Below are 24,251 nucleotides of genomic sequence, written 5' to 3' on the forward strand. Positions count from 1 at the left end.
ACCGACGTCCGGGGAATCTTGACACGGAACGACGCGTTACACCCACGAGACCGCAAGAGCGCCTGGAGGCACGTACACGATGGCCGAGCGAGCACTTCGCGGAACACGACTCGGGGCAACGAGCTACGAGAACGACCGCAACACCGACCTGGCCCCGCGCCAAGAGGTGACCTACGACTGCCCGCGGGGTCATCGCTTCTCCATTACATTCGCGACTGAGGCCGAGATCCCGTCGAGCTGGGAATGCCGCTTCTGCGGCGACAGCGCGCTGATGGTCGACGGCCGCCAGCCGGAGGAGAAGAAGGGCAAGCCCGCGCGCACCCACTGGGACATGCTGCTCGAACGCCGCAGCGTCGAGGACCTCGAAGAGGTTCTCGCCGAGCGCCTCGCGCTGCTGCGCGCGCGCCGCAAGGAAGAGCAGGAGCACATGCGCGTCGCCAGGCAGCGCCAGACCGTCTGAGCACCCGGCACCGGCACTTCGGGGCCCGCGGCCGACCGGCCGCGGGCCCCACCCATGCCCGCACCCCCCGACCAGACTCACCACGCGCTGCCGGCGGCAACCACCCCGCGCACGTCCGCGCGATCCCACGTGGCTCACGCCATCCCACCCGCGGAATCCGCCCCGCGCACGTCCGCCAATGCGCGCTGTGGCTCACGACGCCTTGCCGCCGGACACCGCCGCGCGCAGCGTGGCGCACAGCGCGTCGAGTGCCGCACTGTAGGCGTGGTCGGCCGGGGTCGCATAGCCCACCATGACGCTGACCGGCCGGGCGGGATCGGCGACGTGCCACGACCGGCCCAAGTCCAGCAGTGCCAGGCCGTGCGCCGCCGCGATGGCGCGCAGTTCGCCTGCCGGTGCGCCGCCCGGCGGCAGTTCCAAGGTGATGTGCAGCCCCGCTGCGGCGCCGCGCGCCCGCACCTCGGGCGCCTCGCACGCCAGTCGGCGCAGCAGCTCGTCGCGCCGGCTCCGGTAGCGCAACCGCCGGGCGCGCACATGCCGGTCGTAGGCGTGCGTGCGGATCAGTTCGGCCAGCACCAACTGGCCGATGACCTCCGTCTGCACGTCGGCGTAGTACTTGGCCTCGGACACAGGTTCCACCAGCCGCCGCGGCAGCACCATCCAGCCCAGCCGCAGGGCGGGCCCCAGCGTCTTCGACACCGAGCCGAGGTAGGCGACGTTCTCCGGGGCCATGGCCTGCAACGCGCCCACCGGCTGCCTGCCGTAGCGGAACTCGCCGTCGTAGTCGTCCTCGATGAGCAGCCCGGACCCCGTGCACGCCCAGTCGATGAAGGCGCGCCGCCGTGCGGGTGAGAGCACAGACCCCAGCACCGACTGGTGCGCGGGGGTGATCACGGCGCCGCCCGCGCCGTCCGGTACCGGAGGGGCCGCGCGTCGTCCCGCTGCCCGTCGACGGGCAGCGGGACGACGCGCGGCCCCGCCCGCCGCACGGCCTCGCGGTGTATCGGCACGCACGGGTCCTCCATCGCCACCGCCGTACAGCCCGCGTCGGCGAGGACGCCGCTGAGCAGGCCGATCGCCTGCATGAAGCCGGAGGTGACGACGATCGTCCCGGGGTCGGCGACGACACCGCGGGTGCGGCCCAGGTACTCGGCGAGCGCCGCGCGCAGTGCCGGATGGCCGCGGGGGTCGCCGATGGCGAAGGCCGCCGCCTCGGTGCGCGGCAGGACCCGGCGCGCGGCGCGCAGCCACTCCTCGACGGGGAACGAGGTGACGTCGGGCCGACCGGGGCGCAGGTCGTGGCGCGGGCCCTGCGGGGTGTGCGCCCCCTCCCCCGCTGGCAGCCCGTCTCGATGCGCGGCGGGGACCGCGGCGACCACGGTCCCGGCGCCTCGGCGTGCCGCCAGGTACCCCTCGGCGACGAGCTGCTCGTAGGCCGCCGTCACGGTGCCGCGGGAGACCGCGAGATCGGCCGCCAGCACGCGCGTGGCGGGGAGTCGGACGCCGGGGGCGAGCCTGCCGTCGCGGACGGCCCGCCTCAGCGCCTGCTCCAGCGCGACACGGCGCCCGCGTGGCTCGGAGTCGAGGTCGAGGTGGAGGTCCAACCCCGATTTGGTCCAGTCGCGGCGCATGGAATTGGACCATAGCACTCCGCCAATCCTCTCCTAGGCTCAAGATCATGAACACCAGGCAAGCCGAAACCGTTTCCGTCCCGTCACGCATCGAGCTGGGAAAACACTCCGCGTCCGTCTACCGGGCGATGCGGGCCTTCGCGAAGGCGGTCGCCGACCTCGGGTTGGAACCGTCGCTGGAGGAACTGGTCAAGATCCGCGCCTCCCAGATCAACGGCTGCGCCTACTGCATCGACATGCACACCATCGACGCCGAGGCGCTGGGCGAGACCCCGCAACGCCTCTATGCGCTGAGCGCGTGGCGGGAGACACCGTTCTTCACCGCGCGCGAGCGGGCCGCCCTGGCGCTCACCGAGGCCGCCACCCTGATCGCCGAGGACGGCGTCCCCGATGAGGTGTACGAGGAGGCGGCCGAGCACTTCGACGAGACGGAACTGGCCGCCCTGATCTGGCTCGTCGCGGTGATCAACTCGTGGAACCGCGCGATGATCACCGCCCGCGCCACCCCGGGAAACCACCACCCGAGGCCCCGACACTAGGTGTCCGGAGTCTTCCCGCCGGTCCTGTCCGCAGTGACCGGCGGTGCCGCGTCCGGGGGTGGGTGCTTTGTGCCCGCTTTCGCACCACCGGGAGCTCCGCAGTCCCATACTGCGCGCGTCGCGGAGTATCGCGCAGCGGGGGCCCGCGGCCGACCGGCCGCGGGCCCCGCCCATGTCCGCACCTCGGGCGCCTCACACGCCGGCCGGCGCAGCGGCTCGCGCGTCGACCCGCCGCGGCGCTACGCCGGGTCGCGGGTGGGGCGCTCGATCTCGGCCGCGATGCCGTCGAGGATCAGCGCGAGGCCGAAGTCGAACTCCTCGTCCAGCGGGCCGTCGCCGGCGTGCTGCGAGGGCGACTCGAAGAGGTCGGAGGCGAACAGCATCGCCGCGTCGGGGAACCGCCCCGGGTCGACGAGCTTCGCGAGCGCCCTGCCGTAGTCCTGCTCCACCTGCGCCTGCTCCAGACCCGCGTCGCGGATGCCCTCGGTGAAGTGCTGCGCCATCAGCGCCATGTGGCGCACGTATCCCGACAGGACGGTCTGGATACCGACCTTCTCCCCCCAGCCGAGCCCGGTGTCGCGGAGGACGCGCAGGCACGCGTCCATCCAGTCCACCGCGTTCGGCCCGCTCGGCGGCCCGGACACCGGCAGGACGGTCAGCCAGGGCTGCTCCGCGTACATCGCCCGCATGGCGATCGCCCATTGCCGCAGCCCTTCGCGCCACCCGCCGGGGACCGCGTCGAGCGCGGGAGCGGCGCCGTAGGCGAAGTCGCCCATGAGGACGAACAGCTCGTCCTTCGACCCCACGTGCCGGTACAGCGACATGGGCGTGTAGCCCAGTTCCTTGGCGACCTTCGCCAGGGTCACGCCTCCCAGCCCGTCGCGGCGGGCGAGGTCGACGGCCGTGCGCACGACGCGCTCGACGTCGAGTTCGGCGGGGCGGCCGAGCCGCCCGCCCACCGGCAGTCGCCATAGTCGTCCCAGCCCAGCGGGCACGTCGTCCTCGACCATGACTGCAAGCTACCCCGGCGTGTGCCTCGATGCCGCGCCGGAGCGGCGCAGGAACGGCACGGCCTCGTTTGTATATGACATATAGTTTCATATATAAATTATCTGCGCGACATGCCCGTGGCACAAGGAGAACCGTGGCCGACACCCGAGACACCGCCGCCCCGCCCCCGACGCGGGGGCCCGTCCGAGGCGGCGAGCGCACGCTCGCCCCCGACCTGGCGCGCGGGGCGATGCTGCTGCTCATCGCCCTGGCGCACAGCCCCACGATGTTCGTCACGGTGGCACCGGCCGTCGACCTGACACCGCACGGCCTCGAACGCGCCTACAACGTCTTCATGTTCACGTTCGTGCACGCGCGGGCGCTCCCGCTGTTCGCCATCATGTTCGGCTACGGGTTGGTGCAGCTCACGCTGCGCCAGGACGCCGCGACCGGGTCGCCCGACGCGGCGCGCAGGGTGCTGCTGCGCCGCAGCGCGTGGCTGCTGGTCTTCGGAGCGGTGCACGGCTGCCTGCTGTTCTCCGGCGACATCCTCGGCGCCTACGGCATCATGGGGATCGTCTTCACGCTGGTCCTGCTCCGCCGCGGCGACCGGGTGCACCGCATCGCGGTCTGGTACATGGGCTTCGCCGCCGTGTACATCGCGGTCCTGGCGGCGCTGTCCGCGTGGGGCCTCGCCACCGGTTCGGGCACGGCGGCGGTGGCCACGACCCCCTTCCCCTCCGCCGAGGCCCCCGACTACCTCTCATCGGTCCTGGCCCGCCTGGGCGAGTGGCCGATGTCGACCCTGGTCCTGTCGGCGATGATCCTGACGGCGTGGCTGGGGGCATGGGCCGCGCGCCACCGCATCCTGGAGGAGCCGGCGAAGCACCGCACGCTGCTGCGGCGCAGCGCCGCGGTCGGGCTCGGCGTCTCCGTGGCGGGCGGCCTGCCGATGGGACTGATGAGCGCCGGGTGGCTGAGCGCCGACGCCGCGACCGCCGCGCTGCTCAAGCGCATGTACGAGGTGTCCGGGGTGTTCGGCGGCATCGGCTACGTCGCGCTGTTCGGCCTGATCGCCCTCGCCGTGTCGCGGGGCGGCCGCGCACCGCGGTCCAACCCCGTCGTCACCGCGCTCAGCGCGCTCGGGCAGCGCTCGATGAGCGGATACCTCTTCCAATCGGTGGCATGGCTGGTGCTTGGGGCCCCGTTCGCGCTCGACCTCGTCCGCGGGGCCGGGAGCCCGACCTTCGCCGCGGCCGGTCTGGCGGTGACCGTCTGGCTCACCACCCTCGCCTGCGCGTACCTGATGCACCGCCGCTCCTACCGCGGGCCGGCCGAGATCCTGCTGCGGCGGCTCAGCTACGGACCTCGGCCGCGTGCCGCCGGGTCCCCGACCGCCGCGCCCTCGACCGGCGCGGACCGCGGCTGAGCGGCCCGGCCACGGTCGGGCGTCTCAGCGCCCGGCCGGGGCCGGGGTCCGGGATTCCGCTGCCGTCCCGCGCTCCCGGCGGCGGGCCCGCAGGTGGTGGCCGACCACCGCGAGGGTCGCGGCGAGGAAGACCGCCTGCATCGCCGTCCGGGGCCACAGTTCGTCGCTGAACGCCGTGGTGACGTCGTTGAGCGCCGCGTAGACGTTCGCGGGGAAGACCGCGACCAGCAGGCCGGCGAGCCCCGCGGCCGCCCACGGCGCGGTCCGCGTCCACAGCAGGCCGGCGGCGCCCGCGAGTTCCAGGACGCCGCTGACCGTGACCAGCAGGCCGGGCGTCGGCAGAGCGGGCGGGACCATGGCGATCAGTTCCTCGCGCAGGCCGATGAAGTGCGCCGTGCCGGTCAGCACGAACATGGCGGCGAGGCCGCCGCGCAGTGCCACGGGCCACGGCCGCAGCCGGCGGACGCCCGCTGCGCCCAGGGCGAGCAGGATCAGGGTGACGATGACGAGGGTGTTGAGCGGAGCCATGGCGCGTCCTTCGGTGCGACGGAATCTTTACACTGACTAGATTCCGCCGCCCCAGCAAACTTGTCAAGGGCTAGATTGGCGCTACCCTGGTGCGCATGACCTCGGACCGCCCCTACCACCACGGTGATCTGCGGGCGGCGGTGCTGGCGGCCGCCGTCGACGCCATCGCCGAGTCGGGGCCCGCGGGCATCCGCCTGCGCGACCTCGCGCGGCGGGCCGGCGTCTCGCACGCCGCACCGGCCTACCACTTCGGCGACAAGGCGGGCCTGCTCACGGCGCTCGCCGCCGAGGGGTTCGCGCTCCTCGCCGACGACCTCCAGCGCACCGGCGAGCAGACGGGGTCGTTCCACGAGGTCGGAGTCGCCTATGTGCGCTTCGCCATCGGGCACCCCGCGCATTTCGCCGTCATGTTCCAGCCCGACCTGTACCACCCCGACGACCCCGGCCTGCTGGCGGCGCGCGCCCGCGCCGACAGCGCGCTCAGCAGCGGGATCGACGCCCTGTCCGACCGGCAGGCCGGGCCCGACCCCGGTGTCGCGGGCACCGCCGCCTGGTCGCTCGTCCACGGGTTCGCCACCCTGTGGCTCACCGGCGCCCTGCCCGGGACGTCCGGAGCGCGCTCCGGCGACGACCCCGAGGCGGTCGCCCGCGCAGTGGTCGACCTGCTGTTCCGCGCCTGACCTCGCCCGGCGGGAAGGGCGCACCGCCCGCCGGGCGCGCGGTCCGGCGAGCCGTCGGTCAGCCCAGCCGTCGGGTCAGCCGTCGGCGATGACCGCTTCGAGGTGGGCGAGCGCGGCGTCGACCCTAGCCGGGTCGGCGAAGAACGGGTCGTCGGGCACCGGCAGGGACGATGCCAGCGCCCAGCCGCGGCCGCGGGCCCACGTCGCGTCGTCGGCACCGACCGCCGCACGGAAGGTGCCGCGCGCCTCGGCGGGCAGGAACTTCCACGCGGGCAGCAGGTCGCACGCCGGGTCGCCCACGGCGAGCGTGCCGAAGTCGATGACGCCGCTCAACCTGCCGTCGACAGCGAGGAGGTTGCCGGTCGCGAGGTCGCCGTGCAGCCACACCGGCGGGCCGTCCCACGCCGGTGCCGCCAGCGCCGCCTCCCACGCCGCCGTGACCGCGTCGGTGTCGACCATGCCCTTGAGCTTGGCGATCTTGGGGCGGACGCGGGCCTCCGCCGCGAGCGAGTCGCGCTCGTCGCCCATGGGCACGCCCCGGAAGGCGTTGCTCCGCCGGGGACCGGGCCCGCCGGTGGGGTCGGCCCGCTGCAAGGCGGTGATGAACCCGGCAAGGTCGACCGCTGCCTGCTCGGGGTCTGCGAGCCCGTCGGTGGTGGCGGTCTCGCCGTCCAACCACCGGTAGACCGACCACGGGAACGGGTAGCCCTCGCCCGGCCGGCCCATCGCGAGCGGTTCGGGAACGGGCAGCGGCAGGAGCGGTGCGAGCCGCGGCAGCCACTCCTGCTCCCGCTCCACCTGCCCGACCCACTGCGCGAAGCGCGGCAGCCGCACGCTCAGGTCGGCGCCCAGCCGGAAGGTCGCGTTGTCCATCCCTGACAGCGGCACCGGCGCGATGGGCAGCTCCGCCCATTGCGGGAACTGCGCGGCGAGCAGCCGGCGGACGAGGTCCGTGCCGACCTCGACGGCGGGATCGTCGTCGGATTCGCCTGTGGACATGGGTCTCTTCCTCCCGTGGGCAACGAGGCCCCATCCCACCGCGGGGGCCGCCCGATGTCCATCGAATTACCCGGCGGCGGCCTGCCGCACGTGGCGCCGCCGACCGTCCGGTGCGCCCGAACCGCCTCTATCACAGCTGTGATAATCTCGGCTTCATGCCGAACAGCACCGACGGGCGCGACACCGCACGCCTGCGGATCCTCGACGCCGTGTTCCGGCTGGTGGAGCGCAACGGGGTCGCCGAAGCGTCGCTGCGCAAGGTCGCCGCCGAGTCCGGCATCAACATCGGGTCAGTGCGGCACTACTTCGGCAGCCACGAGGCGCTCATGGCGGCCGCCGCCACCGAGATCGGCGCGCGGATGGACCGCCGCGCCGACCCCGCGTCCATGCGTCCCGTCCGGCCCGGCGACACCGCGGGCCGCCGCGCACTGCTCCAGCAGGTGGCCGACTCCGTGCTCCCCGCCGAGCCCGAGGGCGGCACGGAACTCCTCGTGCTGGGCGAGTTCGTCGCGGCCGCGCGGATCCGCCCCGAGTTCCGGCCGCTCGCCGAACGCATGGGACGCGACCTGCGCGCGCTCGTCCGCGACGCCCTGCGCCTCGCGGGGGTACCGGACACCGAGGTGCAGACGGAGCACTTCGTGGGGCTCCTCATCGGCCTGTCCTTCGAGCTGGTCTACCCGCACGGGTCGACCGGGTCGCCGGCACCGCGGGACGTCGTCCGCCACCACATCGCGGCGCTCGTCCCCGGGTAGCGCACACCGCCCTTCCCCCGCACCCCGTCCTACGCGTGCCCCGGCACGCCGGACCCCGATTCCAGGAGGGCACCACCGTGCCTGGATGGCTTCTCGCGCTCGCCGCCGGAGCGCTCGTGTTCTACACCGACGACTACGTGATCGCCGGCGTCATCCCCGAACTCGCCGCCGAACTGCGCGTCAGCACCGCCGCGGCGGGGCAGCTTGTGACCGTCTTCTCCCTCACGGTCGCCGCCGCCGCGCCGGTCGCGGCGGTCCTCACGGCCCGGATGCGCCGGCGGACCGTGCTGACCTGGGCCGCCGTCGTGTTCACCGCGGCGAACGCCCTGGCCGCCGTGACGCCCGGCTTCGAGGTCCTGCTGGGCCTGCGCGTCCTCGCGGCGCTGGCGGCGGCGTCGGCGACGCCGGCCCTGTTCAGCTCGGCGGCGCAGCTCGCCCCGCCGGGGCAGATCGGCCGCCACGTCGCGGTCGTGGCGTTCGGCGTGACGGGCGCGATCGCCGTGGGCGTCCCCGCCGGGACGTGGATCGGCGGGGCGCTGGGCTGGCGGGCGACGTTCGCGGTGATGGCCGCGGCCGGGGCGCTGGCCGCGGTCGGGTTCGCGACGCAGATTCCCCGCCGGGCCGGCGCAGGAGCGGCCCTCGGCCTGCGGGCGCAGGTTGCCATCGTGCTCCGCCCCGCGATCTCGCTGGGCCTGGCCGCGAACCTGGTCCTGATGCTCGGCTCGATGATGCTGCTGACTTACTTGGCGCCCTTCGCGTCGGCGCTCGCCTCGACCGGGACGGGCGGCCGCGGCGTGCTGTTCGCGATCGCGGGCATCGCCGGGATGGCCGGCATCTGGGCGGGCGGCCTCGCGACCGACCGGTGGGGGCCGGACCGCACCCTCGTCATCGGGGTCGCGGCGTTCGTCGCGGCCATGGCCGCGCTGGCGCTGCTGTGGCCGCTGCGTCCGGTCCCCATAGCGGTCCTGGTGCCGATCGTGGCCGTGTGGGGCGCCGCCGCGTTCTGGAACTCCCCCGCCGTGCAGGCGCGGCTGCACCTGCTGGCCGGGCACGCGTCGGCGCAGGCGCTGGCGGTGAACACCTCGGGGACCTATCTGGGGGTCGCCGCGGGCGGCGCCGTCGGTGGGGTGGTGCTCGCTCACGGGGGGATGGCGCTGCTGCCGGTCGTCGCGGGCGGCGCGGGGCTGGCCGCTGTCGGGCTGTTCGTGCTCGCGGCGTCGCGCACGGCGACGCCGCAGCCCGAAGACGCAGGTCACGGCGTCGACCGCCGAGACGACTGAAGATCAACGAAGGAACTTCGGAGAGGACGGAACCGCCCCGGCACCCCTGGCGTCGGAGGTGCCTGAGAGCAGGGCGCCGAGTGAACCGTTCACCGATCGAAAAAACGATTTACGCGTATCGATTGGCAGAAAAACGGTCGGCACCGGCCCAACTGTTCGAATAGTGGCACACAGGTGCTAGGTTCGTCCGAATCCACCGAGAAAATGCACAATGGAGTCTTCTATGTCCAAATCGATTAATTCGCGGCGCTTCCTCTTCGGGTTTCTGCTCGCGGGCTCCATGGTGGCCCTCACCGGTTGCGGTGCGATCGCCGATGCCGTCGACGAGGCCGCGAAGGAGGCCGAAGCGGAGTCCTCGCCGTCCGCGTCGCCCGGCGAGCAGAGCACCGACGTGCACGAGATCAAGGTCGGCGACTGCATGAACGACCAGTCGGTCGAAGAGCAGGTCACCGAGCTTCCCATCGTGCCGTGCGAAAAGCCCCACGACTCGGAGGTCTTCGCGAACGGCGAATCGGCCTCGCCCGAGTGGCCGGGCGAGGAGGCCCTCTCCACCGAGGCCGACGAGCTCTGCGAATCCAAGTTCGCCGACTTCGTCGGGATCTCCTACGACGAGTCGTCGCTCACCATCGGCTCCTACAACCCCAGCAAGGAGTCCTGGGCCGACGGCGACCGGCGGATCGACTGCATGATCGGCGACGCCAACGGGCAGGTCACCGGGTCCCTGAAGGGCTCGGCACGGTAGCGCCGCCGCCCCCGGCCACCGCTCCGGCGCGCGCCCCGCGGGAGTGGTGGCCGACCGCCCGTCGGCGCGGCGGTCCGGACCGGAGGACGCGGGACCGGCCGCCCCGCCCCTCTCCGGCCCTGAGGTCGGCCGAGTCGGCGGAATCCGCCCCCATTTGCCGCAGTTCGTCCCTGCGGATCCTGCCCGAAACCGTCCCCGGAGGGCACCGTCCTCGGCGGACGCGGAAATTCGCGGCACCGGCTCCCTGAAAAGGACGCGCGATTCCCGCGCGCATGGCCGAACCGCGCGAACCGACGTGCGGCAATCGGACCATCGGGCCGCCATGATCGCGGCCGCCGGACCGCCGATGGCCGCTGCCTGCCGGAGCCGGCGGCGATGCGGCGCGCACCGGGGGCGCCGGTACGGCGTCCAACCGTGCGCACGGTCAAATATATGCATCCGCATATATATGCGCTAGCATACGCTCATGTCGCTACGGCACGCCATTCTCGGGATCCTGTCCATCCAGCCGATGAGCGGCTACGAGCTGAAGAAGGTCATCGACGAAAGCGTCGGCCACTTCTGGACGGCCGACCAGTCGCAGGTGTACCGCACGCTGGCCGGCCTGGTGGCGGACGGCCTCGCGGCCCGCCGCACCGTGGTCCAGGAGGAGCGGCCCAACCTGCACCTGCACAGCGCGACCGGCCCCGGGCTGGCCGAACTGGACCGGTGGCTGGCATCGCCGCTGCCGTCGCAGCCGACCCGCGAACCCTTCCTCGCCCGGCTCTTCTTCGCCGACCGGATGCCGCCGGAGGAGATCACGGAACTGCTCGACACCCGCCGGCGGGACGTCCGCGCGCAGCTGGCGGCCCTGGAGGCGATCGCCGTCCCGGCGGAGTCCGCCGAGACCGGGCAGGTCCTCCGGCTGGCCACCCTCGCCTACGGCATCGCCCACGCCAAGGCCGAACTCGACTGGCTCGACGACACCCGACGACGCCTGGAGCGGAGCACCCCATGAGCCGGACCGCCTCGGCAGTACTCGACCGGGTCGCGGCGCGGTACGCCGCCGATCCGCGGGTGTCGGCGATGAGCATGGCGATCGATCAGCCGTCCACCGGGTTCTCCTGGAGCCACGGCGACACCGGCCGGTCCTACTTCGTCGCCAGCATCACCAAGCTGTACACCGTCGCGATGATCATGCAGCTTCGCGACGAGGGGGCCCTGGCACTCGACACCCGCGTCGCGGAGCTGCTCGGCGCCGACACGATGCGCGGACTGAACGTGCACGGCGGCCGCGACCACGGTCCGGCCATCACGGTGCGCGAGCTGCTGACGCAGACGTCCGGCATCCCGGACTACTTCGAGCAGCGGCGGCCCGACGGCGGCACGTACCTGGCCGACATCCTGCGCGCCGACGCCGCCTCGACCTTCGAGGACTTCCTCGCGATGGCGCGGGCCCTGCCGAGCCGGTTCGCCCCCTCGGAGCCGGGCCGGGCGCAGTACTGCGACACCAACTACCAGCTGCTCGGACGCGTCATCGAGGCCGCCACGTCCGCACAGTACGAGGACGCCCTCCGCCGCCGGGTCACCGAACCGCTCAGCCTGCACGACACCTGGCTGTTCACCCCTCGCACGCTCGATCGCCACGACGAAGCGGCGACGATCCTGCACGGCCGTACCCCGGTGCGCATCCCGCAGGCGATCGCCTCGTTCCCGCCCGACGGCGCGGTGGTGTCGACGGCGGCCGACCAGCTGCGGCTCATCCGCGCCTTCATGGAAGGGGAGCTGTTCCCCACGCGGTACCTGAGCGAGATGACCGCGCACTGGAACCCGGTGTTCTCCCGGCTCGACCCCATCGACTACGGGATCGGGATCATGCGGTTCGCACTCCCCCGCTGGCAGTCGCCGTTCGCGCCGGTCCCGGAGATGATCGGCCACTCGGGCGCGTTCGGGAGCGTGCTCTACTGCGTCCCCGAACGCGGCCTCTACGCGGCGGGCACCGTCAACCAGATGCGCCCCCGCAGCCTCGCCCACCGGGTCCTGCTGCAACTCGTCGCCAGGGTCCGGTGAGGGGCCGCGCGCTCCGTGCGGTGCGCGGTGCGGCTCAGGTGTCCACGCTCTTGAACGGGTTGGCGGTGTTGCCGACCAGGTCGGCCACCGAGTCGAGGATGAGCGTGGGGCGGTACGGGAAGACCTCGGCGGTGCTGGCGTCGGAGATGCCGGACAGCACCAGCACGGTCTGCAAACCCGCTTCGAGCCCGGAGGAGATGTCGGTGTCCATGCGGTCGCCGATCATCAGGGTGCTCTCGGAGTGCGCGCCGAGGTTGCGCAGCGCCGAGCGCATCATCAGCGGGTTGGGCTTGCCCACGAAGTAGGGCGCCCGGCCGGTGGCCTTCTCGATGAGCGCGGCGACCGCCCCGGTGGCGGGCAGCGAACCGTCGCGGCTCGGGCCCTTCTCGTCGGGGTTGGTGGCAATGAAGCGCGCGCCGCCCTCGACCATCCGGATGGCCCTGGTGATGGCCTCGAAGCTGTAGGTGCGGGTCTCGCCGAGCACCACGTAGTCGGGGTCGCGGTCGGTGAGGACGTAGCCGATGTTGTGCAGGGCCGTGGTCAGACCGGACTCGCCCACCACGTAGGCGCTGCCGCCGGGACGCTGCTGGTCGAGGAACTGGGCGGTCGCAAGCGCCGACGTCCAGATGGAGTCCTCGGGGATGTCGAGGCCGGTGCGGTGCAGCCGGGCCCGCAGGTCACGCGGGGAGTAGATGGAATTGTTGGTCAGGACCATGAAGGGGACGCTGTTCTCGCGCAGCTCGGCGATGAAGGCGTCGGCGCCGGGGACCAGGTGCTCCTCGCGAACGAGCACCCCGTCCATGTCCATGAGGTAGTTCCACCGCGGTTCGGTCATCACGTACCGATTGTCCCTGTTTCACGCTGCGATGGCGAACCGACGTGCGTCACACCGACCCCAGGAATTGCCGAACCTTGGACACGCGATGGCACGGGTGAGCCGATGGGCGTCGCTGCGCGGGGCCCATCGCTTGGCGCACGTTGCGGAACCGATGAATCGGGGCGGGCGTCGAAAGGCGCATGACCGAGAGAGCCGGACCGATCATCCTTGCCCTCACGCTGGCCGCCGGGGTGCTCACGGGCTGCGCCCAGGACGACGAGGGTGCGGACGCCGTCCGGGCCGGGCGGACGATCCCCTTTGAACTCACCACGCATTGCGGAATCGACGAGGCCCGTATCGGGTCGACGTACTTCGAGGCGGAGACCCCGCTCTCCGACGGTTCGGGCAACCCGCCCGAAGGGTGGGACAGCCCGACCCAGCACGGCACGATGACCTTGAAGTCCGAGGCGAAGGCCGTCTTCACCGACGATGCGGGACATGAGGTGGAGTTCCGCGCCCGGTCCGATGCGCGCGAATTCAAGCGCATCTGCCGTTAGTGCTCCGGTGGAGTGCTAACCGCCGTTGGGGCGCTTGGGGCGCCATTCGAAGCGGATGTCGGGCTCGCGCTCCTCGTTGCGGCGGCCGTCGGTCCGCTGCGCCTCCACGAAGCCGTGGGTGCGGTAGAACCGCTGCGACGGGACGTTGACCTGGAAGGTCCACAGCGACAGCCCGGCCGGGCGGCGCCGCTTCGCCACCCCGACGAGCGCGCCGCCGATCCCCCGCCCCCACCACGGCGGGTCGACGTAGAGGTGGTCGAGGATCGCGCTGTCGAGCACCATCATCGCGATGACCTCGCCGTCGGCCACCGCCACCCACGCCTCGCGCGCCGGAACGACCATGATGCGGAACCAGGTGCGGATCTGCTCATCGGGGCGCGCACGGCGCACCGTGGGCAGTGCGGCGTTGAACGAGCGCAGCCACACGTCGGCGACCGCCGCTGAATCGGCGGGCCCGGCGCGTCTGAGCTCGATGTCGTCGGAGTTCACCCCTGCCCACGCTCCCGGACCACCGGCACCGCCGGCTCGGGGCACGGTATTCCGCAGTGTGGCTCCGCTGCGGCCCTGTGTCTACTGCCGCAGTGCCGTGGCGCGGTTATCCGCGTGATTCGGAGTCGATCGCGCTCGGCGGGTCCTCGGGCTCGCGGCGCTGCTGCTCGTTCTCGACAACGGTGCCCCTGATGACCGTGCCGCTGCCGGGACGCCCGTCGTCGGGGCGGCGCACGCGCACGCCCATCGCCGCGAGATCGGTGTCCATGCGCGCCTGCATCTTCTCCATACGCCGGCGCGCCCAGCCCTGGAAGGCCCAGCGCAGTGCGGGCCGGGTGAACGGGAGGGACAGGAGCGCGCCGAGCGCGGCGGTGATGAAGCCGGGGATGATGAGCAGGATGCCGCCGACCATCACCATGAGTGTGTCGAGGAGGCCGACCTCGGGCTCCTTGCCGGTGCGCATGGCGGCGTCGGCGTCGCGGAACGCCTTCGTGCCCGCCCGCCGGACCACGAACACCCCGCTCACGGTCAGCGCGAAGAGCGCGCCGATGGTCCACGGCACGCCGATCCAGCCGGCGACGACGACCATCAGCCAGATCTCCAGGAACGGCAGCGCCATGAGGGCGATGACGATCAGCAGCGGCATTGGGCACCATCCTCACGGCGTTCGCCGGGCGCTCGGTTCGTTGGTCGGTCTTCGGTCGGTCTTCCGGTTCCCATTGTGGCAACGCATCGGGGGGCGTGTTCGTTCCCGCGGCGCCGCGCGCGGGGCACGGACGCGGGGCTCGGTCCGCGCGTCCCGGTCCCGGCCACCGCGGGTCGGCGCCGCACCGCCTTGACAGCCCGCGCGAACGGGTCAATTATCGAAAACCCACGGAAGAATTCCGTCATTTCATGATCTTTTCCCTCAATTGACCGCCCGCGGATTCATCGCTCCCCCGGGCGCTTTTACGTGATCCCCTCGTCACCCATCGCAGCGGAATGTTCTTCCGATAATTCCGATCGTCAGTGCCGACGATCAAGGCGAATGGAGAATTCCATGTCCACGGAGAACTGGCGGGATCGGGACGCGCGGCTCAAGGAAGAGCGCGCCGAGAAGGAGCGGCAGGAACGCGAGACGCAGGCCCTGCTGACCAAGGAGCTGACAGCGGTCCCCATGGTCGACGTCAAGGAGGGGCCCACCACGTCCTTCCGCGCGGCGGGCAAGGGCCAGGAGCCCTGGGACCTACTGAAGGGCGGCGGGTTCAAGCACCGCACGCACCCGCACACCGGCGGCCACCTGCTCACCGTCCTCCAGCGCCTCTACGCCCCCACCGGCCTCGGGGTCTCCGCGATCATCGAGGGCTACCGGCGCTCCAACACCAACAGCGTGGAGGGCCCGTTCATCTCGGTCGGGCCGCTCAAGGACGACTCGCAGGGGTCGTCGAGCTCCCGGTGGTCCTACGCGTTCACGGTGCCCGCGATGCGCAGGGTGATGGTCACGAAGGAACTGCTCGGCCTGCCCGCGATCGCGATGAGCGACGCCGACGCGAAGGTCGAACTCTACATGGACGTCCCCGACGTCACCCGCGCCACAATGGTCGCACTTCGATCTCCGGGCCCATTCAATTTCATCGAGACGACCTGGATGAGCGCAATTCCCGCGGAATGGATATTCGCCTGGTCCGGTCTTAGCGGGCCGCCGTGGAAGCAGGTGTACCGGAAATTCGACCAGGACACCATTGACACCTACCTGTCCATCCTCAAGAGGTACGGCGTCTCCGTCGACTAGTCATGGTCGGCACCCCCCTCCACCGGATTGACTGCGAGGACGCAGGCGACCGGCGGGGAGAGGGGGAGGGTCTCCACACGGGCCCGGGTGAAGCCCGCCCGGGTGAGCAGATCGTGCAGTTCCCGCCCTGCTCGGGCGGTCGTATCGGCGGTGGCCCCGGCGCAACGGGGCTGGCCCGCGAGTGCGATGCGGCCGCCCGGGCGGAGCAGCCCGCGCAGTTCGCCGAGCCGGCGGACCGGGTCGGGCCAGAACCCCAGCGAGTTCACCGCGACGACGGCGTCGAGCGGGGTGTCGAAATGCGGCAGCCGGTCCACTGGGGCGTGCCGCAGGTCGACCCGCCCGGCGCGGATCGCGGCCGCGTTGCGCCTGCGGGCCCTGCGGGTCATGACGTCGGAGTGGTCGATGCCGTAGACGCGTCCCCGGCTTGCGTGGCGGGCCAGCTCGGCGATTGCGAGGCCCGGGCCGAACCCGACTTCGAGCACCCGGTCCGTGGGCCGGACGTCGAGCAGGGACACCACCCACAGATTCCGCCGCCGGTTGGTGGCGCGGTGGGCCATGACCCACCCGGCCAGCCGTCCGAGTACACCGCGCGGGCGGCCGAACTGCCGCACGACCTGCGTGGTCAGGCGCTGCTTGAGAGATGTCGATGTCATGGGCGCAAGTCAACGGCTTCAAGTACACTTGAAGTCAACATGGCGGACGAACAGACCACGCAGCGGTTGACCATCGGAGAGCTGGCCGCGGCCACCGGGGTCGCCACCTCGGCGCTGCGCTACTGGGAGGAACTGGGGCTGATTCCCGCCCCGGCCAGGGTCTCCGGCCAGCGGCGGTACCCCCGCTCGGCCGTCGAGCTGGTCGGCCTGATCCTGCTGTTCCAGGACGTCGGTTTCACACTGCGCGAGACCAGGACCCTCGTCGCGTCGCGGTCCACTGAACCCGCCGCCTGGCAGGAACTCCACCAGCGCAAGCGTGCCGAGCTCGATGAGCTGATCGCCCGCGCCCAGGCGGCGCGTACCGCCCTCGACCACGGGCTGGCCTGCCCGCACGACGACATCCAGCGCTGCCCCACCTTCGCCGGAATCCTCGCCGCGCGCATCGCCGGCACGCCCCTGCACGAGGCCCACACCCATTGACGCGGGTCCGCGTACCGCCGCGGCCGCCATGGGGCCTGACAGCGCGGGAGCGGGGAGTCAGCGGATGCGGGCGCCCGCGGGGGTCTCCACGGTGATCTCGCCGCCGAGGCGGTGGCCGTCGGCGAGTTCGAGGTCGTCGCCGCTCCAGAAGCGGCCGGGGTCGTACCAGTTGGGGCGGCGCCCCGCGGGCAGCAGTCCCATGGCCTCGTAGGTGAGCGCGACCACCTCGGCGCAGTAGGCGGTCTCCAGGCGGCGCTCCTCGGCCTCGCTGCCGCGGCGGTTCCACCGCAGCAGCCGCGGGCGCCGGGGGACCCTGCCGTACAGCCAGCGGCCGGCCATCTGCGCGGTGGACGGGAACGGGGTGCCGTCGAGGCGGGCCACGGTGCGCAGGGCGGCGTCCTCCATGGCGCGGCCCGCAGCGGGGCTGAGCTGGCGCAGCCACGCCCGCTGCCCGTACCGGTTCGCCCAGGTGAGCACGGCGGAGCGCAGGTCGTGGAGTTGGACGCCGCGGTGGTGGTTGCCCGACCACATGTCGGGCAGCGAGCGGCCCAGTTCGGCGTGCCACATCAGCGGGGGGAGGTCGTCGATGACGACGGACATGCCCACGTGGTTGATGGGGCTGTTCGTGGTGGCCTGGATCGCGCGGTCGGCCACGCTGCTCCCGCGGAACAGCCACACGTCGCCGGTCCGCGCGAGGTCCACGGCGCTGTCGAGATCGATGCTGCTACCCGTCACCCCGCCAGCTTAGAAGGTCCACCGCCCACCCGGCGCACAAGCGGCAATGCCACCGCGTCGTCACCGGCACCCCGATGGGACCGGGACATCCACTTATCAGGCGCCGAAAGCACCGTTAGAATCACGCAATGGGACGCCCGCCGTGTTTCCCGATCATCACGATGATCGCGGCGTCCGCCCTTCTCGCATCCGCGCAGTTCCCGGTATTCCCGGCCGGTCCCGATGCCGGCGAATCACCGCGCTGGATTTCCGCCGGGCCCGCGTCCTTTCTGATCCGATCGGAACTGTTCGCGTTTCCGCCTCCCGGTCCCGCCGACCGCATTCCCCGGATCCTGTTCCTTGCGCTGCCGCTCGCCGCCTGCTGCGCGGCGCTGCGCGCCACCCGGACGCCGCCCCGCACCGCGCATCCACCCCTCTCGCCTGCGGGTTCCCCGGCCCGCGATGGAGATGAGAACGCCTATGAGGTCACGCCCGCACACCCCCGGCTCTCCGGCGAGAAGGGCCCGGTATGAGTCCGGCGCCGACCGCCCCGCACACACCGGTTCGCGCGTCGGGTCGCTCCTGAAGCGCCCACTGACGTGGGTACTGGTGATCGTCCTCGGCGTCGCGGCGGCCAGCCTCCAGGACGTCCTTTCGCAGACCCTCAACTCGGTCGTCCCGCTCGACCGCATCGCCGGAAAGGCGGCGACGGACAACGCGATCGACATCGTCAGCGTCGAGCACACTCCGCTCGATGAGGAGGGCAGGTCCCTGGTGGTGCCCGGCGCCCCCGATCCCGCCCTGACCGAGCGCCGGATCTACGATTTGGAACCGGGCGGGTCCACGGCGGGCATCCGCGCCCCGGTCAGCGCGGGATCCACGGCGTGGCAGGTCGTTCTGGAGGGGCGGGCGCAGCAGCAGGTCCGCATCACCGACATCGTGCCCGTGATCGAGGAGGGGGCCTGCTCCGCCCCGCTCAAGGGAACGCTGGTCCAGTTCTTTCCCGGCGGCGATGCCGGCGTGATCCCGTTGAACGTCGCCATCGACGACCCCGAGCCCACGCTGCGCCACCTGTCCGGAAAGAACGAGGGAGAGCCCTACTTCACCGGGCCCAATGCCCGCCACATCACCCTCGACCGCGCCGAGACCGAGGGGCTGCTGCTCCGCGCGGAGGCGTCCACGGGCTACTGCCGCTGGCGCTACCGGATCGAGTACCTGGTGTCGGGCGAGAAGGGGACCACCACCCTGAGCGGACCCGAGGGGCGCCCCTTCGCGCTGACCGCGCTGCGCGCCGATGCCGCCGACTACCCGACCGTGCTCCTCGAACCGCTCGGGTGCGGCCGGTTCCACCGGCTCACCGGGGCGGAGTACGCCGAAGCACTCGGCGGCGAACCGCCGGCGACCGGGCCGATGCCCGACGGCGTGTGCGAGGCGCTGGAGGGCGCCGGGGGCTCGTGACGGGCGCCGTCATCCGTCGAAGGCCCTGTCCCAGTCCGCGGTCCACTCCTCGCGCAGGTCGATCCAGTCCCGGTGGTGCGCGAAGTAGGGGTCGACCTCGTCGATCGACGGGAGCGCGTCGCCGTACAGCTCCGGCCGCGACGCCTCGGTGTTCACCGGGTAGTCGATGCCCTCCTCGGCGAGGACCGACTGGCCGTGCTCGGACAGCGCCCAGTTGAGGTACACCCGCGCCGCGTCGCTGTGCCCGGCCTTCGCGACCGCCCCGATGTAGAAGTTGAACATCGGCGCCCCGTCCGCCGGCCACAGGTACTCCACCGGAGCGCCCTGCTGCTGCAACCTGCCGACCTCGGGCAGCCGGATGGCGGCGATCCCCACCTCGCCGCGGCCCAACTGCCCGGCGAGGGTGTCCGCGGAGTCCGTCAGCGACGGCTCGGACGCGGCGAGCTCCCGCAGGTACCGCTCCCCGAACCGCTTGCGCAGGAACAGGGCGAGGCCCCACCCGCCCGCACCCTGCGACGCCCGCAGGAGCCCGATCCGCTGCTCCCCGCGGCCCGCGTTGGGCAGCTCCCGCCACGATCGCGGCACCTCGCCCGGACCGACGAGGTCGCTGTTGTAGGCGATCACGGTGGCGGCGGAGCTCAGCGTGTAGAAGCGCCGGTCGGGCGCCTTGAACCGCGCGGGGATGTCGTCGTCGGCCGGCACCGTGTGCTCCGCGAAGACGCCGTCGGAGACCAGAGCGTGCACAAGGGACTCGTCGGGCATCGCGATGACGTCGGCGGACAGGCTGCCGTTGCGCTTCTCGTCCTCGATCCGCTCGAACAGCCGGTTGTTCGGTTCCTGCACGCCCTCCACCGCGATCCCGGTGTCCCGCTCGAACGCGTCCTTCATCGCGTCGTTGCCGACGTCGTTCAGCGAGGTGTAGACGGAGACCTCTCCCTCGTCCCGCGCCGCGGCCATGAGCCGGGCCCCGGCGATGACCTCGCCACCGACGGCCAGCACCCCGCTGTCCTGGACGGCGCGGCCCGTCGTGCCGCACGCCGCGGTCACCAGTGCCAGGGCCACCGCCGCGGCGAGTCCCGGCGTCAGGCCCGGTGGTGTGGTCCGCATGGTGCCCTCCCGCTATGTGGGACACACGCCTGGCGGCAGTCAACTGCCCAGGTCAGCGTGATCGAACCACGAGCGGGCGGGTGCCGGGTCGGGCCGGGCCGCGGAGCGGGCCGCGGCGGGGGCGGGTTCCGATAGCCTGCGGGCATGAAGTGGTGGAAGGTCGTCGGCTTGGCCGGTTTCGCGGGGGTCGCCGCGACCGGTGTGGTGATCGCGCGGGCCGAGCGGCGGCGCCGCGCCTATACCCCCGAGGAGATCCGCGAGCGGCTGCGGTCGCGGGCCGCCGAGGGCGCCGCGCAGGGCACCGCGGCGGCGCCCGCGCACCCGGAGCGTCCGGTCCCCCGAACCCGCGCGGCCCTCGACGCCGTGCGGCACCGCGCCGCAGCGCTGCGCGCCCGCGCCACCGGCCTGGCGCGGCGCGCCGGTGCCGCCGCGAGCGGGCGGCCGCGCGGCGGGTGAGCGTCCCCCGGGATCAGCGGGTCAGGTAGCGGGTGGCGGCCTCGGCGTAGCGTTCGCGCAGGCCCGGGACTTGCGGGGCCTCGCTGCGCTCCGGCGCGCCGAACAGGGCGTCCCAGCGGGGCGGTGCCGCCGACCCGCTGAGGACCCAGGCGGCCTGCCGGGCCGCGCCGTCGGCCACCCGCTCGCCCGGGCCCGGCAGCAGCACCGGGACCCCGAACACCGCCGGGGCGATGCGGCGCACCGCCTCCGACTGCGCCGCGCCGCCGATGAGGCGCACCGCCGTGACCCGGGCCCCCTGCGCCGCGAGCGCGTCGAGGCCCACGGCGGTGCCGCAGAGCATGCCCTCGACGGCCGCGCGGGCGAAGTTCTCGCGGGTGGCGTTGGCGAGGGTGAGGCCGTGGACGGCGCCGGTCGCGTCGGGCAGGTTGGGGGTGCGCTCGCCTTCGAGGTAGGGCACCAGGGTCAGGCCCCCGGCGCCGGGCCGCGCGGCGAGCGCGAGCGCGCTCAGCTCCGCCAGGTCCACGCCGAGCATGGCGGCGGTGGCGTCGAGGACTCGGGCCGCGTTGAGCGTGCACACCAGCGGCAGGAAGGCGCCGGTCGCGTCGGAGAACCCGGCGACGAGGCCGCTGGGATCGTCGGCCGGCTGCTCGGAGCGGGCGAACACGGTGCCGGAGGTGCCGAGGGAGACGACGACGTCCTCGGCTGCGTCCAGGCCGAGGGAGGCCGCCGCGTTGTCGCCGGCGCCGGGGCCCAGCAGCAGGCCGCCCGGCCCGCGGACGGCGCGGGTGGGCCCGGCGACGTCGGGCAGCAGCACGTCGTGGCCCAGCGCGCGGACGAGCAGGTCGCGGCGGTAGGTGCCGGTGCGTCCGTCGAAGTAGCCGGTGCCCGAGGCGTCGGAGCGGTCGGTGACCAGGTCGCCGAGATCGGTGGAGCCGGAGAGCTTCCAGGTCAGCCAGTCGTGGGGCAGGCACACGGCGGCGGTGCGGGCGGCGTTCTCGGGCTCGTGCTCGGCGAACCAGCGCAGCTTGGCGACGGTGAACGAGGCGACCGGCACGAGCCCGACCGCTTCGGACCAGTACTCGGCGCCCAGCTCGGCGACCAGGTCGGCGGCCGCCTGCGCGGAGCGGGTGTCGTTCCACAACAGGGCCGGGCGGACGACCTCGCCGTCCTCGTCCAGGCAGACCATGCCGTGCTGCTGGCCCGCGACGCTCACGGCGTCGACGCCGTCGAGCCCGCCCGCGTCGTCGAGGGCCGTGCGCAGGGCCGTCCACCAGTGCTCGGGGGCGACCTCGGTGCCGTCGGGGTGATCGGCCCGCCCGGCGCGCACCAGTGCGCCGGTCTCGCTGTCTCGGACCACGACCTTGCACGACTGGGTCGAGGAGTCCACTCCGGCGACGAGTCCCATGGTCGGCCACCTATCCGCTGTTCGCTGCTGCTGTCGTCGGGGTCCCGGCGGCACCGGGGTCCGGCGCGCCCCCGGACGGTCCCGCGCGGCGGGGGTCCGCGCCGCGGCGCACATCCGCACCTTCTCAGTCCAGCAGGCCGCGCGCCACGGCGGAGTCGGTCACCAGGGTGGAGATCAGCCCGGTGCGGAGCATGACGGCGATCGCCTCGGTCTTGTGCTCGCCGCCGGCGACGGCGACGACCTCGGGGACCCGCCGCAGCTGGGCGGCGCTGACGCTGAGCACGCGGTCGTCCAGTTCGGTGCGGACCTGGGCGCCGTCGGCGTCGAAGAGCTGCGCCGACATCTCGGCGCGCACCCCGAGTGCCGCGCACCGTTCGCGCAGCGCAGGGTCGATGCTCTGGTAGACGGTGGAGGAGTGCTCGTCCCAGCCCCCGATGGCGACGACCGCCGTGGTCAACCGGTCGAAGTGGGCGAACGCCGCGGCGATGCCGGGGTCGGCGCGCAGGGTGGCTGCGGTGGCGGCGTCGGGCAGGATCAGCGGGGCGTAGACGGGGTAGGCCGGGCCGCCGGAGAGCTGGGCGGCGCGGCGGACCGTCTCGACGGAGCCGGCGCCGTCGGTGCGCGCCGAGAGGACCCCGTTGAGCTGGACGGTGGTGCACCGGGGCAGGCGGGTCAGCTCGGCGCCCATGACCTGGAGGGTCCGCCCCCAGGCGAGGCCGAGGACGTCGTCGGGGGTGACGATCTCGCCGAGGAGGTCGGCGGCGACGGTGCCGAGCTGCTGGCGGGTGTGGGCGGGGTCCTCGGCGGCCGCCACGACGATGGCGCGGCGCAGGCCGAAGGTGTCGCGGAGGCGGTCGGACAGCTCGGCGTCGAGGCGGGTGGGCAGGCGGATGTCGATGCGCACGATGCCGCTCTCGCGCGCGGTCTCCAGGGCGCGGGCGACCTTGAACCGGCTGAGGCCGAACTCCTCGCCGATCTCGATCTTGGAGCGTCCGTCGAGGTAGAAGCGCCGCGCGATCGCGGAGACGAGGACGAGTTCGGCGGGGCCCCTGACCGGGGTCTTCTCCGCGCTCATCGGGGCGGGGGCGTCGCCAGGACGCTCGTCCGCTGCTTCGCTCATGTGAGTCCGCCCATGCTCATTCGCAAATCCTACGTTGACATCCGGTTTCCGCCGGGTTTTCAATGAGCCTAAATCAAATGTGACTGGTGCCGCTCAGATGAGCAAGGTGCCGATGCTCAGCCCTACCCGCGAGGAGCGACCGTGCGCGCAGCGATCATCGAGCAGCCGGGGACGATCGGCGTCGGAGAACGCCCCGATCCCGTCCCGACCCCCGACGGCGTCGTGATCAGAGTCGGGGCGTGCGGCATCTGCGGCACCGACCTGCACATCGCCGACGGCGAGTTCCCGCCCAGCCCGTATCCGCTGGTGCCGGGGCACGAGTTCGCGGGGGAGATCGTGGCCGTGGGCTCCGCGGCACCCGGTGACCTGCGCGTGGGCGACCGCGTCGCCGTCGACCCCTCGCTGTTCTGCGGGCACTGCTCCTACTGCCGCGCCGGGCGCGGCAACCTGTGCGCCAACTGGGGTGCGATCGGCGACACCGTCGACGGCGCGTTCGCGGAGTACGTCGCGGCCCCCGCCGTGAACTGCCACCGCATGCCCGAGGGCATGACCATGCGCGAAGGCGCCATCGTCGAGCCGCTGTCCTGCGCCGTGCACGGGGTGCGCCGCATCGGGGTGTCCCCCGGCGAGAGCTTCCTGCTCATCGGGGCCGGGACCATGGGGCTGCTGCTCCAGCAGCTCCTGCAACGGGGCGGGGCCGACGTCACCATGGTCGACCGCAACCCCGACCGGGTGAAGATCGCCGCATCTCTCGGCGCGCACACCACGGCCGCCGACGTCACCGAGCTCGACGGCGCCCGGTTCGACGCCGCCGTGGACGTCACCGGCGCGCCGGCCGCCATCGAGGCCGCCTTCGGCGCGCTGCGCCGCGGCGGGCGGCTGCTCATCTTCGGGGTCGCCGCCGACGACGCGCGCGTCGACCTGTCGCCGTTCCGCATCTACAACGACGAGATCACCGTGGTCGGCTCCATGGCCGTCCTGCACAGCTACGGCGCGGCACTGGACCTGCTGGCGTCCGGCGCCGTGCAGACCGCCCCGCTGCTCAGCCACGCCCTGCCCCTCGCCGACTTCCCCGCCGCGCTCGGCCTCATGCGCTCAGGGGCCGGCGTGAAGGTCCAGGTCGTGCCCGAGGACGCACGGTGACG

29 protein-coding genes are annotated in these 24,251 nt (G+C 72.8%); 16 read left to right on the forward strand and 13 right to left on the reverse strand.

The genetic code is table 11. The features are described from left to right. Window positions 1-79: 79 nt before the first annotated feature. Entirely contained in the window at window positions 80-460 is a 381-nt protein-coding gene (locus CLV63_RS10440; RefSeq protein WP_106582758.1) for an RNA polymerase-binding protein RbpA, read from the forward strand. A gap of 192 nt (window positions 461-652) precedes the next feature. On the opposite strand, the gene CLV63_RS34505 is transcribed toward CLV63_RS10440, so the two are convergent. Next, complete coding sequence (locus CLV63_RS34505; RefSeq protein ID WP_245928709.1) at window positions 653-1,354, reverse strand: aminotransferase class I/II-fold pyridoxal phosphate-dependent enzyme; 702 nt, start codon at window positions 1,352-1,354, stop codon at window positions 653-655. After that, on the reverse strand, window positions 1,351-2,109 hold the full coding sequence (locus tag CLV63_RS34510) for an aminotransferase class I/II-fold pyridoxal phosphate-dependent enzyme (protein ID WP_245928710.1): 759 nt from the start codon (window positions 2,107-2,109) through the stop codon (window positions 1,351-1,353). The genes CLV63_RS34505 and CLV63_RS34510 overlap by 4 nt, the downstream gene beginning before the upstream one ends. 29 nt (window positions 2,110-2,138) lie before the next feature. On the opposite strand from CLV63_RS34510, the gene CLV63_RS10450 reads away from it, so the two are divergent. Beyond that, entirely contained in the window at window positions 2,139-2,630 is a 492-nt protein-coding gene (locus CLV63_RS10450; protein ID WP_106582759.1) for a carboxymuconolactone decarboxylase family protein, read from the forward strand. Window positions 2,631-2,869: 239 nt separating this feature from the next. Here the strand turns inward: CLV63_RS10450 and CLV63_RS10455 are convergent, their stop codons facing one another. Continuing rightward, window positions 2,870-3,640, reverse strand: a complete 771-nt coding sequence (locus CLV63_RS10455) for a TetR/AcrR family transcriptional regulator (protein WP_245928711.1) — start codon at window positions 3,638-3,640, stop codon at window positions 2,870-2,872. 134 nt (window positions 3,641-3,774) lie between these two features. Between CLV63_RS10455 and CLV63_RS10460 the strand changes: the two genes are divergently transcribed. Beyond that, entirely contained in the window at window positions 3,775-5,049 is a 1,275-nt protein-coding gene (locus tag CLV63_RS10460) for a DUF418 domain-containing protein (RefSeq protein WP_245928712.1), read from the forward strand. A 24-nt stretch (window positions 5,050-5,073) separates the two neighbouring features. Here CLV63_RS10460 and CLV63_RS10465 read toward each other — a convergent pair whose 3' ends face one another. Continuing rightward, a complete protein-coding gene (locus CLV63_RS10465; protein WP_106582761.1) occupies window positions 5,074-5,577 on the reverse strand; it encodes a DoxX family protein in 504 nt (167 codons plus the stop codon). Window positions 5,578-5,672: 95 nt separating this feature from the next. On the opposite strand from CLV63_RS10465, the gene CLV63_RS10470 reads away from it, so the two are divergent. Beyond that, window positions 5,673-6,257, forward strand: coding sequence for a TetR/AcrR family transcriptional regulator (locus CLV63_RS10470; protein WP_106582762.1), 585 nt, complete (start codon window positions 5,673-5,675; stop codon window positions 6,255-6,257). A gap of 75 nt (window positions 6,258-6,332) precedes the next feature. Here the strand turns inward: CLV63_RS10470 and CLV63_RS10475 are convergent, their stop codons facing one another. Continuing rightward, window positions 6,333-7,256: an aminoglycoside phosphotransferase family protein gene (locus CLV63_RS10475; RefSeq protein ID WP_106582763.1), complete on the reverse strand. Its 924-nt coding sequence runs from the start codon at window positions 7,254-7,256 to the stop codon at window positions 6,333-6,335. 155 nt (window positions 7,257-7,411) lie between these two features. Here CLV63_RS10475 and CLV63_RS10480 point away from each other — a divergent pair, with 155 nt between their 5' ends. The 5 genes from CLV63_RS10480 (at window position 7,412) to CLV63_RS10500 (ending at window position 12,079) form a co-directional block, all read left to right on the forward strand. Further along, a complete protein-coding gene (locus CLV63_RS10480; RefSeq protein ID WP_106582764.1) occupies window positions 7,412-8,008 on the forward strand; it encodes a TetR/AcrR family transcriptional regulator in 597 nt (198 codons plus the stop codon). A 77-nt stretch (window positions 8,009-8,085) separates the two neighbouring features. Then, window positions 8,086-9,288, forward strand: coding sequence for an MFS transporter (locus CLV63_RS10485; RefSeq protein WP_106582765.1), 1,203 nt, complete (start codon window positions 8,086-8,088; stop codon window positions 9,286-9,288). A 223-nt stretch (window positions 9,289-9,511) separates the two neighbouring features. Beyond that, entirely contained in the window at window positions 9,512-10,030 is a 519-nt protein-coding gene (locus tag CLV63_RS10490) for a septum formation family protein (RefSeq protein ID WP_170134197.1), read from the forward strand. Between the two features lie 466 nt (window positions 10,031-10,496). Further along, window positions 10,497-11,027: a PadR family transcriptional regulator gene (locus CLV63_RS10495; protein WP_106582767.1), complete on the forward strand. Its 531-nt coding sequence runs from the start codon at window positions 10,497-10,499 to the stop codon at window positions 11,025-11,027. Beyond that, window positions 11,024-12,079 carry a serine hydrolase domain-containing protein gene (locus CLV63_RS10500; RefSeq protein ID WP_106582768.1) on the forward strand — a complete coding sequence of 352 codons (1,056 nt, stop codon included), beginning with the start codon at window positions 11,024-11,026 and terminating at the stop codon, window positions 12,077-12,079. Before CLV63_RS10495 ends, CLV63_RS10500 begins: the two co-directional genes overlap by 4 nt. A gap of 34 nt (window positions 12,080-12,113) precedes the next feature. Here the strand turns inward: CLV63_RS10500 and CLV63_RS10505 are convergent, their stop codons facing one another. After that, the gene (locus CLV63_RS10505) at window positions 12,114-12,887 is read right to left on the reverse strand and encodes an HAD-IIA family hydrolase (RefSeq protein WP_211301264.1); all 774 of its coding nucleotides are present in this window, start codon (window positions 12,885-12,887) and stop codon (window positions 12,114-12,116) included. Window positions 12,888-13,096: 209 nt separating this feature from the next. Between CLV63_RS10505 and CLV63_RS10510 the strand changes: the two genes are divergently transcribed. After that, window positions 13,097-13,453 (forward strand): hypothetical protein, encoded by a 357-nt coding sequence (locus CLV63_RS10510; RefSeq protein ID WP_106582770.1) that lies wholly within the window; start codon window positions 13,097-13,099, stop codon window positions 13,451-13,453. 15 nt (window positions 13,454-13,468) lie between these two features. Here the strand turns inward: CLV63_RS10510 and CLV63_RS10515 are convergent, their stop codons facing one another. Both CLV63_RS10515 and CLV63_RS10520 read right to left on the reverse strand, forming a co-directional pair. Continuing rightward, entirely contained in the window at window positions 13,469-13,942 is a 474-nt protein-coding gene (locus tag CLV63_RS10515) for a GNAT family N-acetyltransferase (protein ID WP_106582771.1), read from the reverse strand. Between the two features lie 106 nt (window positions 13,943-14,048). Next, window positions 14,049-14,588, reverse strand: a complete 540-nt coding sequence (locus CLV63_RS10520; RefSeq protein ID WP_106582772.1) for an FxsA family protein — start codon at window positions 14,586-14,588, stop codon at window positions 14,049-14,051. A gap of 393 nt (window positions 14,589-14,981) precedes the next feature. Between CLV63_RS10520 and CLV63_RS10525 the strand changes: the two genes are divergently transcribed. Further along, entirely contained in the window at window positions 14,982-15,713 is a 732-nt protein-coding gene (locus tag CLV63_RS10525; protein ID WP_106582773.1) for a hypothetical protein, read from the forward strand. Here CLV63_RS10525 and CLV63_RS10530 read toward each other — a convergent pair. After that, window positions 15,710-16,366: a class I SAM-dependent methyltransferase gene (locus tag CLV63_RS10530; protein ID WP_211301250.1), complete on the reverse strand. Its 657-nt coding sequence runs from the start codon at window positions 16,364-16,366 to the stop codon at window positions 15,710-15,712. The two genes, CLV63_RS10525 and CLV63_RS10530, sit on opposite strands and share 4 nt — an antisense overlap. Before the next feature lie 39 nt (window positions 16,367-16,405). Between CLV63_RS10530 and CLV63_RS10535 the strand changes: the two genes are divergently transcribed. Next, window positions 16,406-16,846, forward strand: a complete 441-nt coding sequence (locus CLV63_RS10535; RefSeq protein ID WP_106582774.1) for a MerR family transcriptional regulator — start codon at window positions 16,406-16,408, stop codon at window positions 16,844-16,846. A 57-nt stretch (window positions 16,847-16,903) separates the two neighbouring features. On the opposite strand, the gene CLV63_RS10540 is transcribed toward CLV63_RS10535, so the two are convergent. Further along, entirely contained in the window at window positions 16,904-17,581 is a 678-nt protein-coding gene (locus CLV63_RS10540; protein ID WP_106582775.1) for a hypothetical protein, read from the reverse strand. A 128-nt stretch (window positions 17,582-17,709) separates the two neighbouring features. Between CLV63_RS10540 and CLV63_RS33170 the strand changes: the two genes are divergently transcribed. Together CLV63_RS33170 and CLV63_RS10545 are read left to right on the forward strand one after the other, a co-directional pair. Next, window positions 17,710-18,093, forward strand: coding sequence for a hypothetical protein (locus CLV63_RS33170; protein ID WP_146165544.1), 384 nt, complete (start codon window positions 17,710-17,712; stop codon window positions 18,091-18,093). A gap of 76 nt (window positions 18,094-18,169) precedes the next feature. Beyond that, window positions 18,170-19,018: a hypothetical protein gene (locus CLV63_RS10545; protein ID WP_106582776.1), complete on the forward strand. Its 849-nt coding sequence runs from the start codon at window positions 18,170-18,172 to the stop codon at window positions 19,016-19,018. A 9-nt stretch (window positions 19,019-19,027) separates the two neighbouring features. On the opposite strand, the gene CLV63_RS10550 is transcribed toward CLV63_RS10545, so the two are convergent. Further along, window positions 19,028-20,125, reverse strand: a complete 1,098-nt coding sequence (locus CLV63_RS10550) for an ABC transporter substrate-binding protein (RefSeq protein WP_106582777.1) — start codon at window positions 20,123-20,125, stop codon at window positions 19,028-19,030. Window positions 20,126-20,269: 144 nt separating this feature from the next. Here CLV63_RS10550 and CLV63_RS10555 point away from each other — a divergent pair, with 144 nt between their 5' ends. Next, window positions 20,270-20,581 carry a hypothetical protein gene (locus tag CLV63_RS10555; protein WP_245928713.1) on the forward strand — a complete coding sequence of 104 codons (312 nt, stop codon included), beginning with the start codon at window positions 20,270-20,272 and terminating at the stop codon, window positions 20,579-20,581. A 13-nt stretch (window positions 20,582-20,594) separates the two neighbouring features. Here the strand turns inward: CLV63_RS10555 and xylB are convergent, their stop codons facing one another. Both xylB and CLV63_RS10565 read right to left on the reverse strand, forming a co-directional pair. Then, complete coding sequence (xylB, locus tag CLV63_RS10560) at window positions 20,595-21,986, reverse strand: xylulokinase (RefSeq protein WP_106582778.1); 1,392 nt, start codon at window positions 21,984-21,986, stop codon at window positions 20,595-20,597. 124 nt (window positions 21,987-22,110) lie between these two features. Further along, complete coding sequence (locus CLV63_RS10565; protein WP_106582779.1) at window positions 22,111-23,061, reverse strand: sugar-binding transcriptional regulator; 951 nt, start codon at window positions 23,059-23,061, stop codon at window positions 22,111-22,113. Between the two features lie 186 nt (window positions 23,062-23,247). Here CLV63_RS10565 and CLV63_RS10570 point away from each other — a divergent pair, with 186 nt between their 5' ends. Continuing rightward, window positions 23,248-24,249, forward strand: coding sequence for a zinc-dependent alcohol dehydrogenase family protein (locus CLV63_RS10570; RefSeq protein ID WP_106582780.1), 1,002 nt, complete (start codon window positions 23,248-23,250; stop codon window positions 24,247-24,249). Window positions 24,250-24,251 lie beyond the last annotated feature (2 nt).

Origin of the sequence: Murinocardiopsis flavida, assembly GCF_003014485.1 — a bacterium.
In the GTDB taxonomy this organism is placed as follows: Bacteria; Actinomycetota; Actinomycetes; order Streptosporangiales; family Streptosporangiaceae; genus Murinocardiopsis; species Murinocardiopsis flavida.

What these genes read in the sequence shown, in the direction of transcription:
- CLV63_RS10440 (WP_106582758.1), top strand. Translation starts at nt 80, where the DNA reads ATGGCCGAGCGAGCACTTCGCGGAACACGACTCGGGGCAACGAGCTAC.
- CLV63_RS33170 (WP_146165544.1), top strand. Translation starts at nt 17,710, where the DNA reads ATGGGACGCCCGCCGTGTTTCCCGATCATCACGATGATCGCGGCGTCC.
- CLV63_RS10510 (WP_106582770.1), top strand. Translation starts at nt 13,097, where the DNA reads ATGACCGAGAGAGCCGGACCGATCATCCTTGCCCTCACGCTGGCCGCC.
- CLV63_RS10555 (WP_245928713.1), top strand. Translation starts at nt 20,270, where the DNA reads ATGAAGTGGTGGAAGGTCGTCGGCTTGGCCGGTTTCGCGGGGGTCGCC.
- CLV63_RS10495 (WP_106582767.1), top strand. Translation starts at nt 10,497, where the DNA reads ATGTCGCTACGGCACGCCATTCTCGGGATCCTGTCCATCCAGCCGATG.
- CLV63_RS10525 (WP_106582773.1), top strand. Translation starts at nt 14,982, where the DNA reads ATGTCCACGGAGAACTGGCGGGATCGGGACGCGCGGCTCAAGGAAGAG.
- CLV63_RS10470 (WP_106582762.1), top strand. Translation starts at nt 5,673, where the DNA reads ATGACCTCGGACCGCCCCTACCACCACGGTGATCTGCGGGCGGCGGTG.
- CLV63_RS10505 (WP_211301264.1), bottom strand. Translation starts at nt 12,887, where the DNA reads ATGGACATGGACGGGGTGCTCGTTCGCGAGGAGCACCTGGTCCCCGGC.
- xylB (WP_106582778.1), bottom strand. Translation starts at nt 21,986, where the DNA reads ATGGGACTCGTCGCCGGAGTGGACTCCTCGACCCAGTCGTGCAAGGTC.
- CLV63_RS10535 (WP_106582774.1), top strand. Translation starts at nt 16,406, where the DNA reads ATGGCGGACGAACAGACCACGCAGCGGTTGACCATCGGAGAGCTGGCC.
- CLV63_RS10520 (WP_106582772.1), bottom strand. Translation starts at nt 14,588, where the DNA reads ATGCCGCTGCTGATCGTCATCGCCCTCATGGCGCTGCCGTTCCTGGAG.
- CLV63_RS10465 (WP_106582761.1), bottom strand. Translation starts at nt 5,577, where the DNA reads ATGGCTCCGCTCAACACCCTCGTCATCGTCACCCTGATCCTGCTCGCC.
- CLV63_RS10455 (WP_245928711.1), bottom strand. Translation starts at nt 3,640, where the DNA reads ATGGTCGAGGACGACGTGCCCGCTGGGCTGGGACGACTATGGCGACTG.
- CLV63_RS10530 (WP_211301250.1), bottom strand. Translation starts at nt 16,366, where the DNA reads ATGACATCGACATCTCTCAAGCAGCGCCTGACCACGCAGGTCGTGCGG.
- CLV63_RS10475 (WP_106582763.1), bottom strand. Translation starts at nt 7,256, where the DNA reads ATGTCCACAGGCGAATCCGACGACGATCCCGCCGTCGAGGTCGGCACG.
- CLV63_RS10490 (WP_170134197.1), top strand. Translation starts at nt 9,512, where the DNA reads ATGTCCAAATCGATTAATTCGCGGCGCTTCCTCTTCGGGTTTCTGCTC.
- CLV63_RS10500 (WP_106582768.1), top strand. Translation starts at nt 11,024, where the DNA reads ATGAGCCGGACCGCCTCGGCAGTACTCGACCGGGTCGCGGCGCGGTAC.
- CLV63_RS10480 (WP_106582764.1), top strand. Translation starts at nt 7,412, where the DNA reads ATGCCGAACAGCACCGACGGGCGCGACACCGCACGCCTGCGGATCCTC.
- CLV63_RS10550 (WP_106582777.1), bottom strand. Translation starts at nt 20,125, where the DNA reads ATGCGGACCACACCACCGGGCCTGACGCCGGGACTCGCCGCGGCGGTG.
- CLV63_RS10565 (WP_106582779.1), bottom strand. Translation starts at nt 23,061, where the DNA reads ATGAGCGCGGAGAAGACCCCGGTCAGGGGCCCCGCCGAACTCGTCCTC.
- CLV63_RS10450 (WP_106582759.1), top strand. Translation starts at nt 2,139, where the DNA reads ATGAACACCAGGCAAGCCGAAACCGTTTCCGTCCCGTCACGCATCGAG.